15 protein-coding genes are annotated in these 13,636 nt (G+C 69.5%); 11 read left to right on the forward strand and 4 right to left on the reverse strand.

The annotated features are described in order from the left end of the window. Positions 1 to 27 precede the first annotated feature (27 nt). From argS to AC3QLZ_RS10260, 4 genes are all read left to right on the forward strand, one after another. Positions 28 to 1,770: an arginine--tRNA ligase gene (gene argS, locus AC3QLZ_RS10245; protein ID WP_014235783.1), complete on the forward strand. Its 1,743-nt coding sequence runs from the start codon at positions 28 to 30 to the stop codon at positions 1,768 to 1,770. 46 nt (positions 1,771 to 1,816) lie between these two features. Next, positions 1,817 to 2,461 carry an SPOR domain-containing protein gene (locus AC3QLZ_RS10250; protein WP_238526326.1) on the forward strand — a complete coding sequence of 215 codons (645 nt, stop codon included), beginning with the start codon at positions 1,817 to 1,819 and terminating at the stop codon, positions 2,459 to 2,461. An 11-nt stretch (positions 2,462 to 2,472) separates the two neighbouring features. Next, positions 2,473 to 3,132 (forward strand): thiol:disulfide interchange protein DsbA/DsbL, encoded by a 660-nt coding sequence (locus tag AC3QLZ_RS10255; protein ID WP_014235785.1) that lies wholly within the window; start codon positions 2,473 to 2,475, stop codon positions 3,130 to 3,132. Positions 3,133 to 3,209: 77 nt separating this feature from the next. Next, positions 3,210 to 3,983, forward strand: a complete 774-nt coding sequence (locus AC3QLZ_RS10260; RefSeq protein ID WP_014235786.1) for an SDR family oxidoreductase — start codon at positions 3,210 to 3,212, stop codon at positions 3,981 to 3,983. Here AC3QLZ_RS10260 and AC3QLZ_RS10265 read toward each other — a convergent pair. Next, positions 3,980 to 4,801 (reverse strand): BUD32 family EKC/KEOPS complex subunit, encoded by an 822-nt coding sequence (locus tag AC3QLZ_RS10265; RefSeq protein WP_014235787.1) that lies wholly within the window; start codon positions 4,799 to 4,801, stop codon positions 3,980 to 3,982. The genes AC3QLZ_RS10260 and AC3QLZ_RS10265 overlap by 4 nt on opposite strands. A gap of 129 nt (positions 4,802 to 4,930) precedes the next feature. On the opposite strand from AC3QLZ_RS10265, the gene AC3QLZ_RS10270 reads away from it, so the two are divergent. Together AC3QLZ_RS10270 and AC3QLZ_RS10275 are read left to right on the forward strand one after the other, a co-directional pair. Continuing rightward, a complete protein-coding gene (locus tag AC3QLZ_RS10270) occupies positions 4,931 to 5,287 on the forward strand; it encodes a hypothetical protein (RefSeq protein WP_014235788.1) in 357 nt (118 codons plus the stop codon). Between the two features lie 2 nt (positions 5,288 to 5,289). Then, positions 5,290 to 5,964, forward strand: a complete 675-nt coding sequence (locus AC3QLZ_RS10275) for an SCO family protein (protein ID WP_014235789.1) — start codon at positions 5,290 to 5,292, stop codon at positions 5,962 to 5,964. A gap of 3 nt (positions 5,965 to 5,967) precedes the next feature. Here AC3QLZ_RS10275 and AC3QLZ_RS10280 read toward each other — a convergent pair whose 3' ends face one another. Continuing rightward, positions 5,968 to 6,699 carry an SDR family NAD(P)-dependent oxidoreductase gene (locus AC3QLZ_RS10280; RefSeq protein WP_014235790.1) on the reverse strand — a complete coding sequence of 244 codons (732 nt, stop codon included), beginning with the start codon at positions 6,697 to 6,699 and terminating at the stop codon, positions 5,968 to 5,970. A gap of 29 nt (positions 6,700 to 6,728) precedes the next feature. Between AC3QLZ_RS10280 and AC3QLZ_RS10285 the strand changes: the two genes are divergently transcribed. Then, positions 6,729 to 7,538: a helical backbone metal receptor gene (locus tag AC3QLZ_RS10285; RefSeq protein ID WP_014235791.1), complete on the forward strand. Its 810-nt coding sequence runs from the start codon at positions 6,729 to 6,731 to the stop codon at positions 7,536 to 7,538. Between the two features lie 161 nt (positions 7,539 to 7,699). Here AC3QLZ_RS10285 and AC3QLZ_RS10290 read toward each other — a convergent pair whose 3' ends face one another. Continuing rightward, the gene (locus AC3QLZ_RS10290; protein WP_014235792.1) at positions 7,700 to 8,293 is read right to left on the reverse strand and encodes a 5-formyltetrahydrofolate cyclo-ligase; all 594 of its coding nucleotides are present in this window, start codon (positions 8,291 to 8,293) and stop codon (positions 7,700 to 7,702) included. 161 nt (positions 8,294 to 8,454) lie between these two features. Between AC3QLZ_RS10290 and AC3QLZ_RS10295 the strand changes: the two genes are divergently transcribed. The 4 genes from AC3QLZ_RS10295 to AC3QLZ_RS10310 all read left to right on the forward strand — a co-directional run bounded on the left by AC3QLZ_RS10295 (position 8,455) and on the right by AC3QLZ_RS10310 (position 13,403). After that, a complete protein-coding gene (locus tag AC3QLZ_RS10295; protein ID WP_014235793.1) occupies positions 8,455 to 10,443 on the forward strand; it encodes a lytic transglycosylase domain-containing protein in 1,989 nt (662 codons plus the stop codon). A gap of 105 nt (positions 10,444 to 10,548) precedes the next feature. Beyond that, positions 10,549 to 11,508, forward strand: coding sequence for a complex I NDUFA9 subunit family protein (locus AC3QLZ_RS10300; RefSeq protein ID WP_014235794.1), 960 nt, complete (start codon positions 10,549 to 10,551; stop codon positions 11,506 to 11,508). A 33-nt stretch (positions 11,509 to 11,541) separates the two neighbouring features. Next, a complete protein-coding gene (locus AC3QLZ_RS10305; protein WP_083834008.1) occupies positions 11,542 to 12,174 on the forward strand; it encodes a glutathione S-transferase family protein in 633 nt (210 codons plus the stop codon). An 8-nt stretch (positions 12,175 to 12,182) separates the two neighbouring features. Further along, complete coding sequence (locus tag AC3QLZ_RS10310) at positions 12,183 to 13,403, forward strand: multifunctional CCA addition/repair protein (protein ID WP_014235796.1); 1,221 nt, start codon at positions 12,183 to 12,185, stop codon at positions 13,401 to 13,403. Here AC3QLZ_RS10310 and AC3QLZ_RS10315 read toward each other — a convergent pair. Next, the gene (locus AC3QLZ_RS10315) at positions 13,387 to 13,578 is read right to left on the reverse strand and encodes a DUF2905 domain-containing protein (protein WP_014235797.1); all 192 of its coding nucleotides are present in this window, start codon (positions 13,576 to 13,578) and stop codon (positions 13,387 to 13,389) included. The two genes, AC3QLZ_RS10310 and AC3QLZ_RS10315, sit on opposite strands and share 17 nt — an antisense overlap. Between the last annotated feature and the right edge of the window lie 58 nt (positions 13,579 to 13,636).

The following is a 13,636-nucleotide window of genomic DNA, read 5'->3' on the forward strand; positions in this document are numbered from 1 at the left end:
AAGCTTTTGGCACCGCCCGATTTCCCTATGAGTCAAGATATCAAGGCCCACCTGGCCGACCTGCTGCAGACCGCCCTGAAGAGCGTGGCCCCCGATCACGCCGCCACGCCCATCGCCCTGGAACGCCCGAAACAGGAGTCCCACGGCGACTTCGCCGCCAACGTGGCGATGCAGCTGGCCCGGGAACTGAAAAAGAACCCGCGGGAAATCGCCCAGCAGCTGGTCAATGAGCTGCCGCCCTCCGCCTGGGTGGAAAAGGTGGACATCGCCGGCGCCGGCTTCATCAACTTCACCCTCAAGGCCGCCGCCAAGACCGCCGTGGTCCAGGCCGTGCTGGCCAAGGCCGGGGAATACGGCCGCAGCAATGCCGGCGGCAAGCAGAAGGTGCAGGTGGAATTCGTCTCCGCCAACCCCACCGGCCCCCTCCACGTCGGCCATGGCCGCGGCGCCGCCTATGGCGCCTCCCTCTCCAGCCTGCTGGCCTTCGTCGGCTGGGATGTGACCCGGGAGTACTACGTCAATGACGCCGGCCGGCAGATGGACATCCTCGGCCTCTCCACCTGGCTGCGCTACCTCGGTCTCTACGACATCAACGTCCCCTTCCCGCCCAACGGCTACCAGGGCGACTACGTGCGCGACATGGCCCGCCAGATCAAGGACGCCCACGGCAACAAGTACCTGCGCCCGGCGGCGGACATCCTGGCCGGCGCTCCCGACGTGGAAGCGGACAAGGAGGGCCACCTGGACGCCCTCATCGCCAACGCCAAGAACCTGCTCGGCCCGGACTGGAGCTACATCCACCAGCACGCCCTGTCCGAGCAGCTGGCGGACGGCAAGGACGACCTGGAAGAGTTCGGCGTGCACTTCGACGTCTGGTTCTCCGAGAAGTCCCTCTTCGATACCGGCCTGGTGGCCAGGTGCGTGGAGAAGCTGGAAGCCGCCGGCCACCTATACGTGCAGAACGGCGCCAAGTGGTTCCGTTCCACCGCCTTCGGCGACGAGAAGGACCGGGTGGTGCAGCGGGAGAACGGCCTGTTCACCTACTTCGCCTCCGACATCGCCTACCACCTCAACAAGTTCGACCGGGGCTTCGACAAGGTCATCAACATCTGGGGCGCCGACCACCACGGCTACATCCCCCGGGTGAAGGGTGCCCTCAAGGCTCTGGATCAGGACGAAGCCAAGCTGCACGTGGCCCTGGTGCAGTTCGCCGTGCTCTACCGCAACGGCGAGAAGGCCGCCATGTCCACCCGCTCCGGCGAGTTCGTCACCCTGCGCCAGCTGCGCGGCGAAGTGGGCAACGACGCCTGCCGCTTCTTCTACGTGCTGCGCAAGTCCGACCAGCACCTGGACTTCGACCTGGACCTGGCCAAGAGCCAGACCAACGAAAACCCGGTCTATTACATCCAGTACGCCCACGCCCGGGTCTGTTCCGTAGTCAAGCAGTGGGGCGATGCCGGCGGCAACGAGGCCGAACTGGCCGGTGCCGACCTGGGCCTGCTGACCCACCCGCGGGAACTGGCCGTGGCCGCCCGTCTGGCCGCCTTCCCCGAAATCGTCGCCAATGCCGCCGAAGACCTGGCGCCGCACCAGGTGGCCTTCTACCTGAAGGACCTGGCCGCCGACTTCCACAGTTATTACAATGCCGAACGCATGCTGGTGGACGACGCCGCCCTGGCCCGTTCCCGCGTCGCCCTGGCCGCCGCCGTGCGCCAGGTGATCCGTAACGGCATGGCCCTGCTGGGTGTTTCCTGCCCGGCCTCCATGTAAGCCAACCCCGCCCCCATACGTTGAGCAGAGAACCATGAGTCGTGACATGAAACCCCGCAAGGCCCCCGCCAAGAAGAAATCCGGCGGCGGCACCCTGATCGGCATCTTTATCGGCCTCATCCTGGGGGTGGTGGCGGCCCTGGGCGTCGCCTGGTACATCAACAAGGCGCCGATGCCCTTTGTGAACAAGACCCAGAACGGCGCCCCCATGCCGCCGGAGGCCCTGCCCAAGCCGGGCGAGAAGGCGGCAGACAAGGCCGCCCCGGCCCAGCCCCCCGCCCCGGCGGCCCTGCCCGGCAAGCCCGGCGACCCGGTGCCGGAAAAGCCCCGTTTCGACTTCTACAAGATTCTGCCCGGCAACGCCGACGCCGTTCCCGCCCCGGAAGCCAAGCCCGACGCCAAGACGGCCAAGGATGGCAAGGACGGGAAGGAGGCCAAGGACGGCGCCGCCGCCAAGGAACCCGTGTTCCTCCAGGCCGGCTCCTTCCAGAAGCCGGGCGACGCGGACAATCAGAAGGCCAGTCTGGCCATGTTGGGGGTGGAAGCCACCGTGCAGCAAGTGATGGTGGGCGACAAGGTGTGGTACCGGGTGCGCCTGGGGCCGTACACCAAGATCGATGAAGTGAACAAGGTGCGCGCCGAGCTGGCCAAGGCCGGCGTCGAAGCCAATATCGTCAAGAACAAGGACTGAAGGAAACCCCCATGACCCAGACCTCCGCTTCCCTGTATTCCCGCCTGCGCCGCTGGCTGGCGCCCCTGGCCCTGCTGGCCGCCGCCGCCCTGCAGCCGGCCGTTGCCCAGCAGCAGCCCCAGTTCCAGGCGATCAACCCGCCCATCGCCACCGACAGCGGCAGCAAGATCGAAGTGATCGAGTTCTTCTCCTACGGCTGCCCCCACTGCGCCGACTTCAACCCCCTGATCCACGCCTGGGCCTCCCGCCTGGGCCCGGACGTGGCCTTCAAGAAGGTGCCCATCACCTTCGGCCGCCCCGCCTGGACCAACGTGGCCAAGCTGTACTACGCCCTGGAAACCACCGGCGACCTGGCCAAGCTGGACGAAGCCGTGTTCAAGGCCATCCACGAACAGCGCGTCAATCTGTTCGACCCCCGCACCGCCGAGGAATGGGTGGGCAAGCAGGGCGCCGACGGCAAGAAGTTCGCCGAGGCCTTTGCCTCCTTCGGCGTGAACAGCAAGATGAGCCGGGCCGAGCAGATCGCCCGGGCCTACAAGGTGGACGGCGTGCCCATGGTGGTGGTGGACGGCCGCTACGTGGTCAAGGGCGAAGCCTTCAAGGACGTGCTGCGCAACGCCGACCTGCTGATCGAGAAAATCCGCGCCGAGCGGGCCGGCAAGAAGAAGTAAGCCCCGCCGGCAGACCCACGCCATCGCCCGGACGGCCCCGCCCTCCGGGCGATTTCACATCCACCTGCGGAACATTCATGGCATCCCTCAAGGTCTTCATCACCGGCGCCTCCAGCGGCATCGGCGCCGCCCTGGCCCGCCACTACGCCGAACAGGGCGCCACCCTTGGCCTGGCAGCCCGCCGGCAACAAGCACTGACGGACCTCCTGGCCGACCTGCCCGGTCACCACGCCGCCTATGCCCTGGATGTGAGCGACGCCCCTGCCCTGGCCGCCGCCGCGGCCGACTTCACGGCCCGCCACGGCGCCCCGGACATCGTCATCGCCAACGCCGGCGTCTCCGTCGGCACCCTCAGCGAATGCCCGGAAGACCTGGCGGCCTTCCGCAAGGTGATGGACACCAACGTCTACGGCATGGCCGCCACCTTCGTCCCCTTCATCGGCCCCATGGCCGCCGCCGGCGGCGACAGGCGCCTGGTGGGCATCGCCTCCGTCGCCGGCATCCGGGGCCTGCCGGGGGCCGAAGCCTATTCGGCCTCCAAGGCCGCCGCCATCGCCTATCTGGAATCCCTGCGCCTGGAAATGGCGCCCAAGGGCATCAAGGTGGTGACCATCGCCCCGGGCTATATCGAAACCCCCATGACCGCCATCAACCCCTATCCCATGCCCTTCCTGCTGCCGGCAGCGGAAGCGGCGCGGCGCTTCGCCCGGGCGGTGGCGAAGGGCACCAGCTACACGGTCATTCCCTGGCAGATGGGGGTGGTGGCGAAGGTCCTGCGGCTCCTGCCCAACTGGCTCTACGACCGCCTGTTCACCCAGGCCCCGCGCAAGCCCCGGGGCCTGCTGGACTAGGTCAGCACCCGCTCCAGGCAACGGCGCAGCAGGAATACCCGGCGCAGGCTGCGGCCCCGTTTGTGGCGCCAGGGCCGGGCCAGGAAGGTGATGGCGCGCAGCCACAGCATGGCCCGCCGCAGGCAGCGGCGGATGTCGGCCGCCGGGTGGGCGGCGAAGTAGCGCTCCAACAGGGCCTCGCCCATGGCCTGCCAGGCGGCCTCGCCCCGGTCGTCGAGGAGCAGGCAGGAATTGACCAGCAGCACCAGGTCCAGGGTCTGGGCCACGGCCAGGGGCAGGTGCTCGCCGATGTCTTCCTCGAAATCGATGCGGTAAATCTCGCCCTGCCACAGCATCAGGTTCTTCACCTGGCTGCCGCCGTGCCAGTGGCCGGCCCGGTGGAAGGCCGCCAGGTCGTCCATGGCCCGCAGCAGCAGGTCATCCCATTCTTGCCGCGGACGGTCCGTGCGGGCGTGTTCCAGGGTGTCGCCCACCGCCTCCAGGGCCAGCCAGCCGGCCCCTTCCGCCAGCACCCGGGGCACTTTCACCCCGGCGGCGTGGAGGCTGCGCAGGCGGCGGGCTTCGATGCGGATCAGGCCGCCCTGGTCCGACAGGGCCAGGGACTGCCGCGGCAGGGGCTGGGGCGAAAGGCTGCCGGCGATGCGGGCGGCGATCCAGGTGACCCAGGGGGCCCGGGTCTGGTCGGAGGCGCGCTTCACCACCAGGGACTGGCCCTCGTGGCTGAGGCGCAGGATGCGTTCCTCGGGACGGGCGGCCAGGGCCGCCTCGATGGCGGCGACCAGTTCGGGGGCGCCGGCAGGCAGGTTGGGAGCAGACATGGGGCGGATTATCCCACAGGCCCCGCCGCCGCCGCGGGGTCCGGGGCGGTAACAAATCCGGCCTATATCAAATCAGGCGGCCCCGGGCCGGGCTATCATCCGCCCATTCTCCCTGCTTCCGAGGACCCTATGCGCCGTCTTGCCCTGCTCCTGCTGCCCCTCTCGCTGTTGGCCGCCCAACCCGCCCGGGCGGCGGATTTGTCGCCCGAATCGGTACTGCAGGCCCTCACCGAGCTGGGCCGCCTCAACGGCACCGCCCTGGCCTGCGGCCAGAAGGAGGTGGTGGCACGGATCAAGGGGCTGGTGATCCAGCGCGCCCCCAAGACCCGCCAGTACGGCGAGGCTTTCGAAGGGGCCACCCAGAATGCTTTCCTGGAGCGCTCGCGCCAGGGGGGCACCTGCCCCGCCGCCCCGGAACTGGCCCGCAAGGCCGAAGCCCTGGCTGAGCAATTGCCGCCGGCCTCTGCCGACGCCGTGGCCCGCTGACCATGAAGTACGCCCGTCTCAAGCTCGCCCTGCTGGCCCTGGGCGCCGCACTTGCCCTGCCGGCCGCCGCCCAGGCCCCGGCCAAGCCCCTCAACCCGGCCCGCCATCTGGCCGCCAGCGGCGACGACATCGCCGTCGGCGTGCAGCCCCGCTACCTGCTGCAGACCCAGTACGGCAACGTGGTCACCAACCAGGACTTCGGCGGCCAGTTCCAGCTGATCACCTTCGGCTACACCTCCTGCCCCGACGTCTGCCCCACCACCCTGGCCGAAATGGCGGCCATCCTGGAACAGCTGGGAGAGGCGGGCAAGCGGGTGCAGCCCATTTTCATCAGCGTGGACCCGCAGCGGGACACGCCCAAGGTCCTGGGCAACTACGTCGCCTTCTTCAACCCGCGCATCCTCGGTCTTACCGGTTCGCCGGCCCTGGTGCGGGGCGTCGCCGACAACTTCAAGGCGCGCTACGAGAAGGTCCAGGAGCCGGGCTCGGACCAGTACTGGATGGACCACTCCGCCGGCATGTACCTGCTGGGGCCGGATAGTGGCTTTGTCGCCAAGTTCCCCTACGCCATGCCCGCCGCCGAGATCACGGCGCGCATCAAGGCCCAGCTGGACGCCACGCCGGAGCCGACGCCCCGGGAGCAGCAAGCCCCGGCGGGCGCCCCGCCCCGGCGCTGAGCCTTACCAGTCCAGGGGCTGGCCGTCCCGGAAGAAGCCGCCGCTGGGCCCGTCGTCGGGCAGGGTAGCGGCCCACAGGATGCTGCGGGCGCCCTCCTCGGCGCTGCGCTGGGCGTCGCTGCCGCCCATCTCGGTGCGGCACCAGCCGGGACACACCGCATTGACCTTGATCGCCGCCCCTTCCGCGGCCAGTTCCGCCGCCAGGATGCGGGTGAGGGCGTTGAGGGCCGTCTTCGAGGCCCGGTAGCCGGGCCAGGCGCCGCCCATGGTGGACAGCTGGCCCATGCCGGAGGAGACATTGACGATGCGCCCCCAGCCCCGCCGCCGCATCAGGGGCACCAGGGCCTGCATCAGGCGCAGGGGCGCCAGGGTGTTGGCCTCCAGGGTCGCCGCCACCAGCGCCGGATCGACCCGCAGCAGGCTGCCGCTGGCCGGGTCGGCAAAATCGTGGGGTTCGAGAAAGACCCCGGCGTTATTCACCAGGATGTCCACGCCGCCGTATTCCCGCTCCAGGAAGGCGGCCAGCCGGGCCACGTCCTCGCCCCGGGTGACGTCGGCCACCAGGGCTGCCACCGCCAGGCCGCGTCCCGCCAGTTCGGCACAGGCCGCCTGCAGCGGACCCTCCCGCCGCCCCACCAGCACCACCCGGCAACCCTGCTCGGCCAGCAGGCCGGCCACGGCCAGGCCCAGGCCCCGGGCGGCACCCGTCACCACGGCAATTTTTTGCGCTAGCATCGCTGCTCCTTCACGTTCATGGATGCCCGATGATGCAATGGCCCGACGCCCTCGGCAAGCCGCACCCCGCCTGGTCCGCCGATCAGGGCGAACTGCGCCTGGTGTCCCTGGTGCCCTCCATCACCGAACTGCTGTGGGACCTGGGCCTGGGCCCGCAGCTGGTGGGGCGCACCGGCTTCTGCGTGCATCCGCGGCAGGCCCTGCAGGCCGTGCCCAAGGTGGGCGGCACCAAGGGTTTCTCCGTGGAGAAAATCCGCGCCCTGGCCCCCACCCACGTCATCGTCAATGTGGATGAAAACCGGCGCGAGGAAGTGGCGGCCCTGGAGGCTTTCGTGCCCCACATCGTCGTCACCCATCCCCTGGGCCCGGACGACAATCCGGCCCTGTACCGCCTGCTGGGCCATCTCTTCGGCAAGGAAGCGGAGGCGGAGCGGCTCTGCGCCGACTACGCCGCGGCCCGGGCCGAACTGGCGGACGCCGTAGCCGGCCTGCCCCGGGAGACGGTGCTCTACCTGATCTGGAAAAAGCCCTGGATGAGTGTCAGCCGGGACACCTACATCTCCCGCATGCTGGCCGCCGCCGGCTGGGACAGCCTGCCCGCCGACGCCGCCGAACGTTATCCGGAAGTGGACCTGGCCCTGGCCCGCCAGGCCGGGCGCATCCTGCTGCCGAGCGAGCCCTATCCTTTCCGCGACAAGGACGCCCTTGAACTGGCCGCCGACCCGGCCGCAAGCGGCACCCCGGTGCTGACGGTGGATGGGGAAATGATCTCCTGGTACGGCAGCCGGGCCATCGCCGGCCTGCGCTACCTGGCGGCTCTGCGCCAAAGCCTGGCCTAGGGCGGCAGGCAGCGCTCCTTTGCGCCTACCCGGGAAGGCAGGAAAGACGGCATTCTTCCGCCCCCCTGCCGGGAGAGGCCGATTGCAAGCCGCTCACTGGGCACACCATCTCAAGACGCCCATCCCGCCTGCCTCTCCCGGCAGTGGCCGACGCCGACGACTCAGGGCCGGAAGCGGGTGATGCCGGCTTCCGTCACCAGGGCGTCCAGGGGCTCGTCGTGGGGTTCCGGGCCGATGTCGGCCACCCTGGCCAGTTCGTAGCCGACGCCGATGGCCAGGGGCCGGGGGTCCAGGCTGGCCAGGGTGCGGTCGAAAAAGCCACCGCCGTAGCCCAGGCGGTAGCCCAGCCGGTCCACCCCGTTCACCGGCAGCAGCAGCACCTGGGGCACCAGCCAGGGACCCTCGGTGGGCGTCGGGATGCCGTAGCGGTCCGGCGCCAGGGGCGTCGCCTCCCGCCACTCGCGGAAGGCCAGGGGCGCATTGGGTACCGTCACCACCGGCAGGGCCGAGCGGCCGCCCCGGGACTGCCACTCCAGCAGCAGGGGACGCAGGTCCGGCTCGTTCTGCACCGGCCAGCAGAAACCCACCACCTTGCCCTCCAGTTCGGGGAAACCGGCCATGAGGTGGCCGCAGATGGCCTCGGAAAGCAGGGCCACGGCCTCGGCAGAAAGGCCGCGGCGGGCGGCAATGAGGCGCTGGCGCAGGACGTTGCGGTTCTCGGGGGCGGGCGGCGGGGTGAAGGGAATGGCGGTCATGGGGAAAGATGAAATTGGCTCGCTGCGGAGGCCGGGCAGGGCCCCGGCCTGTGCTATGCTCAAAGGGCTGCCAGTGGCTCTGCCGTGACGGCATTTTTTCCCGCCAGCCCCTTGCCTCAAGCGCCTGCCCTGCAGACGCCGAACCAGATTATCACACCACGATGTCGCCTTCCCCAGCCCGCCCCCGCTTCGCCCTTCGCCTCACCCTGTGCTCCGCCCTGCTCGGCCTCTGTCTCGGCCTCAACGCCCCGGCCCGCGCCGGTAGCGACGAACAGTTCGTCGCCGCCCGGGACGCCTTCCGCGCCGGCGACCTGAACCGTCTCGACCGCCTCGCCGCCGAGCTGCGGGACCACGAACTGGCGCCCTACGTGGAGTATTTCCAGATCCGCGCCCAGCTGGAGAAGGCCGACGCCAACACCGTCGCCGCCCTCAACGATTTCCTCGCCCGCCAGGACAAGACCTACATCGCCGAGAAGCTGCGCGGCGACTGGCTGCGCCTGCTCGGCAAGCAGCAGCGCTGGAGCGAGTTCGAGGCCGAGTACCCGAAGATTTCCCAGGCCGACCAGGACCTGGCCTGCCTCAGCCTGCAGAGCCGCCTGGCACGCAAGGACCCGAAGGCCCTGGACGACGCCCTGCCCCTGTTCCGCACCCTGCTGGAAGTGCCCGAGCCCTGCAACCCGGTGCTGGACGCCGTGGTGGCGGCCCAGAAGGTCAATTCCGACGACGTCTGGGCCCGCATCCGCCGCCAGTTCGAAATCAACAAGCTCGGCGCCGCCTGGAACACGGCCCAGTACCTGCCCGTGGCCCAGACCCCGGAGCGCAAGCTGTGGGACCAGGTGACGGACAAGCCCCTGCCCTTCCTGGTCAAGCTCTCCGGCACTAGCCAGCGCCTGCAGCGGGAACTGGCCCTGCTGGCGCTGCAGCGGGTGGCCCGCAACGACCCGGCCATGGCCGCCCAGCGCCTGGATGCCCTGGAAAGCCAGCTGCCGCCCGCCGACCGGGCCTGGGCCTGGGGCCAGATCGGCTGGCAGGGCGCCCAGCGCCACTATCCGGAAGCCCTGGACTGGTACCGCCGCGGCAGCGACCTGACGCCCCTCTCCGACGAAGCCCAGGCCTGGAAGGTGCGCGCCGCCCTGCGCGCCCAGGACTGGCACCTGGTGCGCCACGCCATCGAAGGCATGAGCCCGACCCAGGCCGCCGACCCCAGCTGGACCTACTGGCTGGGCCGGGCCTACAAGGCCGCCGGCCGCAACGACCTGGCCCAGCCCCTGTTCGAGCGTATCGCCGGCCAGCCCAATTTCTACGGCAACCTGGCGGACGACGAGCTGGGCCGCCCCATCAAGCTGCCGCCCCAGGCCCGCCCCCTGAGCCGGGAGGAACTGGCCCGGGTCGGCGACAACCTGGCCCTGCGCCGGGCCCTGGCCCTGTTCCGCGCCAACCTGCGCTTCGAAGGCACCAAGGAATGGAGCTGGGCCCTGCGCGGCATGGACGACCGGGAGCTGCTGGCCGCCGCCGAAATCGCCCGCCGCAACAACATCTACGACCGGGCCATCGCCGCCGCCGACCGCACCAAGAACGAACACGACTACAGCCTGCGCTATCTCTCCCCCTTCGACGAGCAGGTGCGCCCCGTGGCGCGCCAGCAGCAGCTGGACGATGCCTGGGTATACGGCCTGATGCGTCAGGAAAGCCGCTTCGTCACCAACGCCCGCTCCTCCGTCGGCGCCTCCGGCCTGATGCAGCTGATGCCGGCCACGGCCCGCTGGGTGGCGAAGAAGATCGGCCTCAAGGACTACGACCACGGCCAGGTGACCAATACGGACACCAACGTGCTGCTCGGCACCTCCTACATGCGCATGGTCATGGAAAGCCTGGACAACCACCCGGTGCTGGCCTCCGCCGCCTACAACGCGGGCCCCGGCCGGGCCCAGAAGTGGCGGGACGCCAAGCCCATCGAGGGGGCCATCTACGCCGAGACCATCCCCTTCAGCGAGACCCGGGATTACGTGAAAAAGGTGATGAGCAACTCGGTCTACTACGCATCCCTCTTCAACAACGGCCGGCCCCAGTCCCTGAAAAGCCGGCTGGGGGTGGTGCTGCCCAAGGGCAGCGGTGGCGAGAACCAGCCAAAACCGGAAGATTTGCCGTAAAATCCGGGGTTTCCCGGCGGCGCCAGCGTTGCCGGGAGGTGAGGGGAGCATCGCGTCGGCAACGGCGCGGCGCAAAGACTATAAAGCGACACTCCAGAGATAATCATGGCGATCAAAAACATTCTGTTGCTGGGCGGTAGCGGCTTTGTCGGCAGCCACATTGCCAACCTGCTGTCTGCCCGCGAAGGCATCCGCATCACCGTGCCCTCCCGCCGTCGGGAACGGGCCAAGCACCTGCTGCCCCTGCCCGGGGTCGATGTGGTGGAAGCCAACATCAACAAGGAAGAAGACCTGCTCGCCCTGATGCGCGGCCAGGACGCGGTGATCAATCTGGTGGGCATCCTCCACGGCGACAGCGAAATGCCCTATGGCCGCAAGTTCGCCCAGGCCCATGTGGAACTGCCGCGGAAAGTCGTCGCCGCCATGCAGCAGGCCGGCGTCAAGCGCCTGGTGCACATGAGCGCCCTCAAGGCCGACACCAAGGGCCCCTCCGAATACCTGCGCTCCAAGGGCGACGGCGAAGCCATCGTGCTGGCCGCCCAGGGCCCGCTGGACGTGACCGTGTTCCGTCCCTCCGTCATCTTCGGCGCCGGCGATTCCTTCCTCAACACCTTCGCCAAGCTGCTCAAGCTGGCCCCGGTGTTCCCCATCGGCTTCCCCGACGCCCGCTTCCAGCCGGTGTGCATCGACGACGTGGGCCAGGCCTTCGTGGACAGCCTGGAAGACAGCGACACCTTCGGCCAGACCTATGAACTGTGCGGCCCCGGCGTGTACAGCCTGCGCGAACTGATCCAGTACACCGGCAAGGTGATCGGCAAGGAGCGGCCCCTGTTCAAGCTCTCCGAAGGCTGGGCCTACCTGCAGGCCGGCCTGCTGTGGCTGGCGCCCAAGCCCCTGATGTCCCCGGACAACCTGCGTTCCATGCAGGTGGACAATGTGGCCACCCCCGGCGCCAAGACCCCGGCCCGCTGGTGCCCCGCCTCCCTGGAATCCGTGGCCCCCACCTACCTGGCCGCCGATCCCAACGCCAAGTTCAACACGTTCCGGGGCCAGGCCGGCCGCTGAACGCCTGCCCCCCGCCCGGGAGGAGAATCCATGCTGCAACTGGTCATCGGCAACAAGAACTTCTCCTCCTGGTCCCTGCGGCCCTGGCTGCTGCTGAAGCAGGCCGGGCTGCCCTTCCGGGAAATCCCCGTGCGCCTGCGCCAGGCGGACACCAAGGCCCAGATCCTGGCCCACTCGCCCTCCGGCAAGGTGCCGGCATTGATCGACGGCGACCTGACGGTGTGGGATTCCCTCGCCATCTGCGAATACCTGGCCGAAAAAGCCTCCCTGAACCATGTGGACCTGTGGCCCGCCGACCCCAAGGCCCGGGCCGAGGCGCGCAGCGTCAGCGCCGAGATGCACTCCGGCTTTGCCGCCCTGCGCCAACAGATGAGCATGGAGGTGGCTGCCAGCCGCCCCGGTGAAGGCCAGACGCCGGAGGTCCTGGCCGACATCGCCCGCATCGCCGCCCTCTGGACTTCCTGCCGGGAGCGCTTCGCCGCGGCCGGCCCCTTCCTCTTCGGCGACTTTTCCGTGGCCGATGCCATGTACGCTCCGGTGGCCTTCCGCTTCCACACCTACGGCGTCGAACTGCCGCCCCTGGCTGCCGCCTACCGGGACACCCTGCTGGCCCTGCCGGCCATGCAGGAATGGGCTGCCGGCGCCCGGGCCGAGGTGGGCGCCTGACCCCGCCCATGCAGATCTACGTCGTCGGCGGCGCCGTGCGCGACCGCCTGCTCGGCCTGCCGGTGCAGGACCGGGACTACGTGGTGGTGGGCGCCGATCCCCAGACCATGCTGGCCCAGGGCTTCAAGCCCGTGGGCAAGGATTTTCCCGTCTTCCTGCATCCCCAGACCCATGAGGAATACGCCCTGGCCCGCACCGAAAGGAAGACCGGCCGGGGCTACGCCGGCTTCGCCTTCCACGCGGCGCCGGACGTGACCCTGGAACAGGACCTGGCGCGGCGGGACCTGACCATCAATGCCATCGCCGAAGGTGAGGACGGCAGCCTCACCGACCCCTACGGCGGGGTCCGGGACATTGCCGCCCGGGTGCTGCGCCATGTGGGCCCGGCCTTTGTCGAAGACCCGGTGCGCATCCTGCGCCTGGCCCGCTTCTCCGCCCGCTTCACCGATTTTTCCGTGGCCCCGGAAACCCTGGCCCTGATGCGGGAAATGGTGGCCAACGGTGAGGTGGACGCCCTGGTGCCGGAACGGGTGTGGCAGGAACTGTCCAAGGGCCTGATGGAGGCCCGGCCCTCGCGCATGTTCGCCGTGCTCAAGGACTGCGGCGCCCTGGCCCGCCTCCTGCCCGAACTGGAGAAGCTCGACGGGGTGCCCCAGCGGGCCGACTACCATCCGGAAATCGACACCTTCGACCACGTCATGCGCGTCATCGACGTCGCCGCCAGCCGCGGCGAGCCGCTGCCGGTGCGCTTCGCCGCCCTGCTGCACGACCTGGGCAAGGGCACCACGCCGGCCGACATCCTGCCCCGGCACATCGGCCACGAGCACCGCAGCGTGGAGCTGGGCGCGGCGCTGTGCGCCCGCCTCAAGGTGCCGGTGGAATGCCGGGACCTGGCCCTGCTCACCGCCCGCTACCACGGCGACATCCACAAATGCCTGGAAATGCGGCCGGCGACCCTGGTCACCCTATTGGAAAAGACCGACGCCTTCCGCCGCCCCGAGCGTTTCGAGCAACTGCTCGCCGCCTGCGCCTGCGACTACAACGGCCGCAAGGACTGGGAGGAGCGCCCCTACGCCAGCCCGGCGCGCCTGCGCACCGCCCTGGCGGCGGCCCGCAGCGTCGATGCGGGGGCCGTGGCCAAGGCCGCCGGCGACCGTTCCCGCATCCCCGACGCCATCCACCAGGCCCGGGCCGGCGCCGTCGCGGCAGCCCTCAGAGAAAACGGCTGAGCAGGGCCAGCAGGGCGGAAAAGACCAGGGTGGAGCCGAAGGGAAAGAAATAGTCCCGGCCGCGCAGGCGCAGATTGACATCCCCGGGCAGGCCCCGCCGCCACCCCGGCTGGCGGGGCAGGAACAGGCCCAGGAGTATCACCCCCAGGCTCAGGGTCAGAAGCCATTTCAACATTGTGCAGACCTAGACAGGAAAGGTTGGCGCCCACATCCGGCGGCCCCGATTTAACCAC

Source organism: Azospira sp. MPR-LB4 (assembly GCF_058809525.1).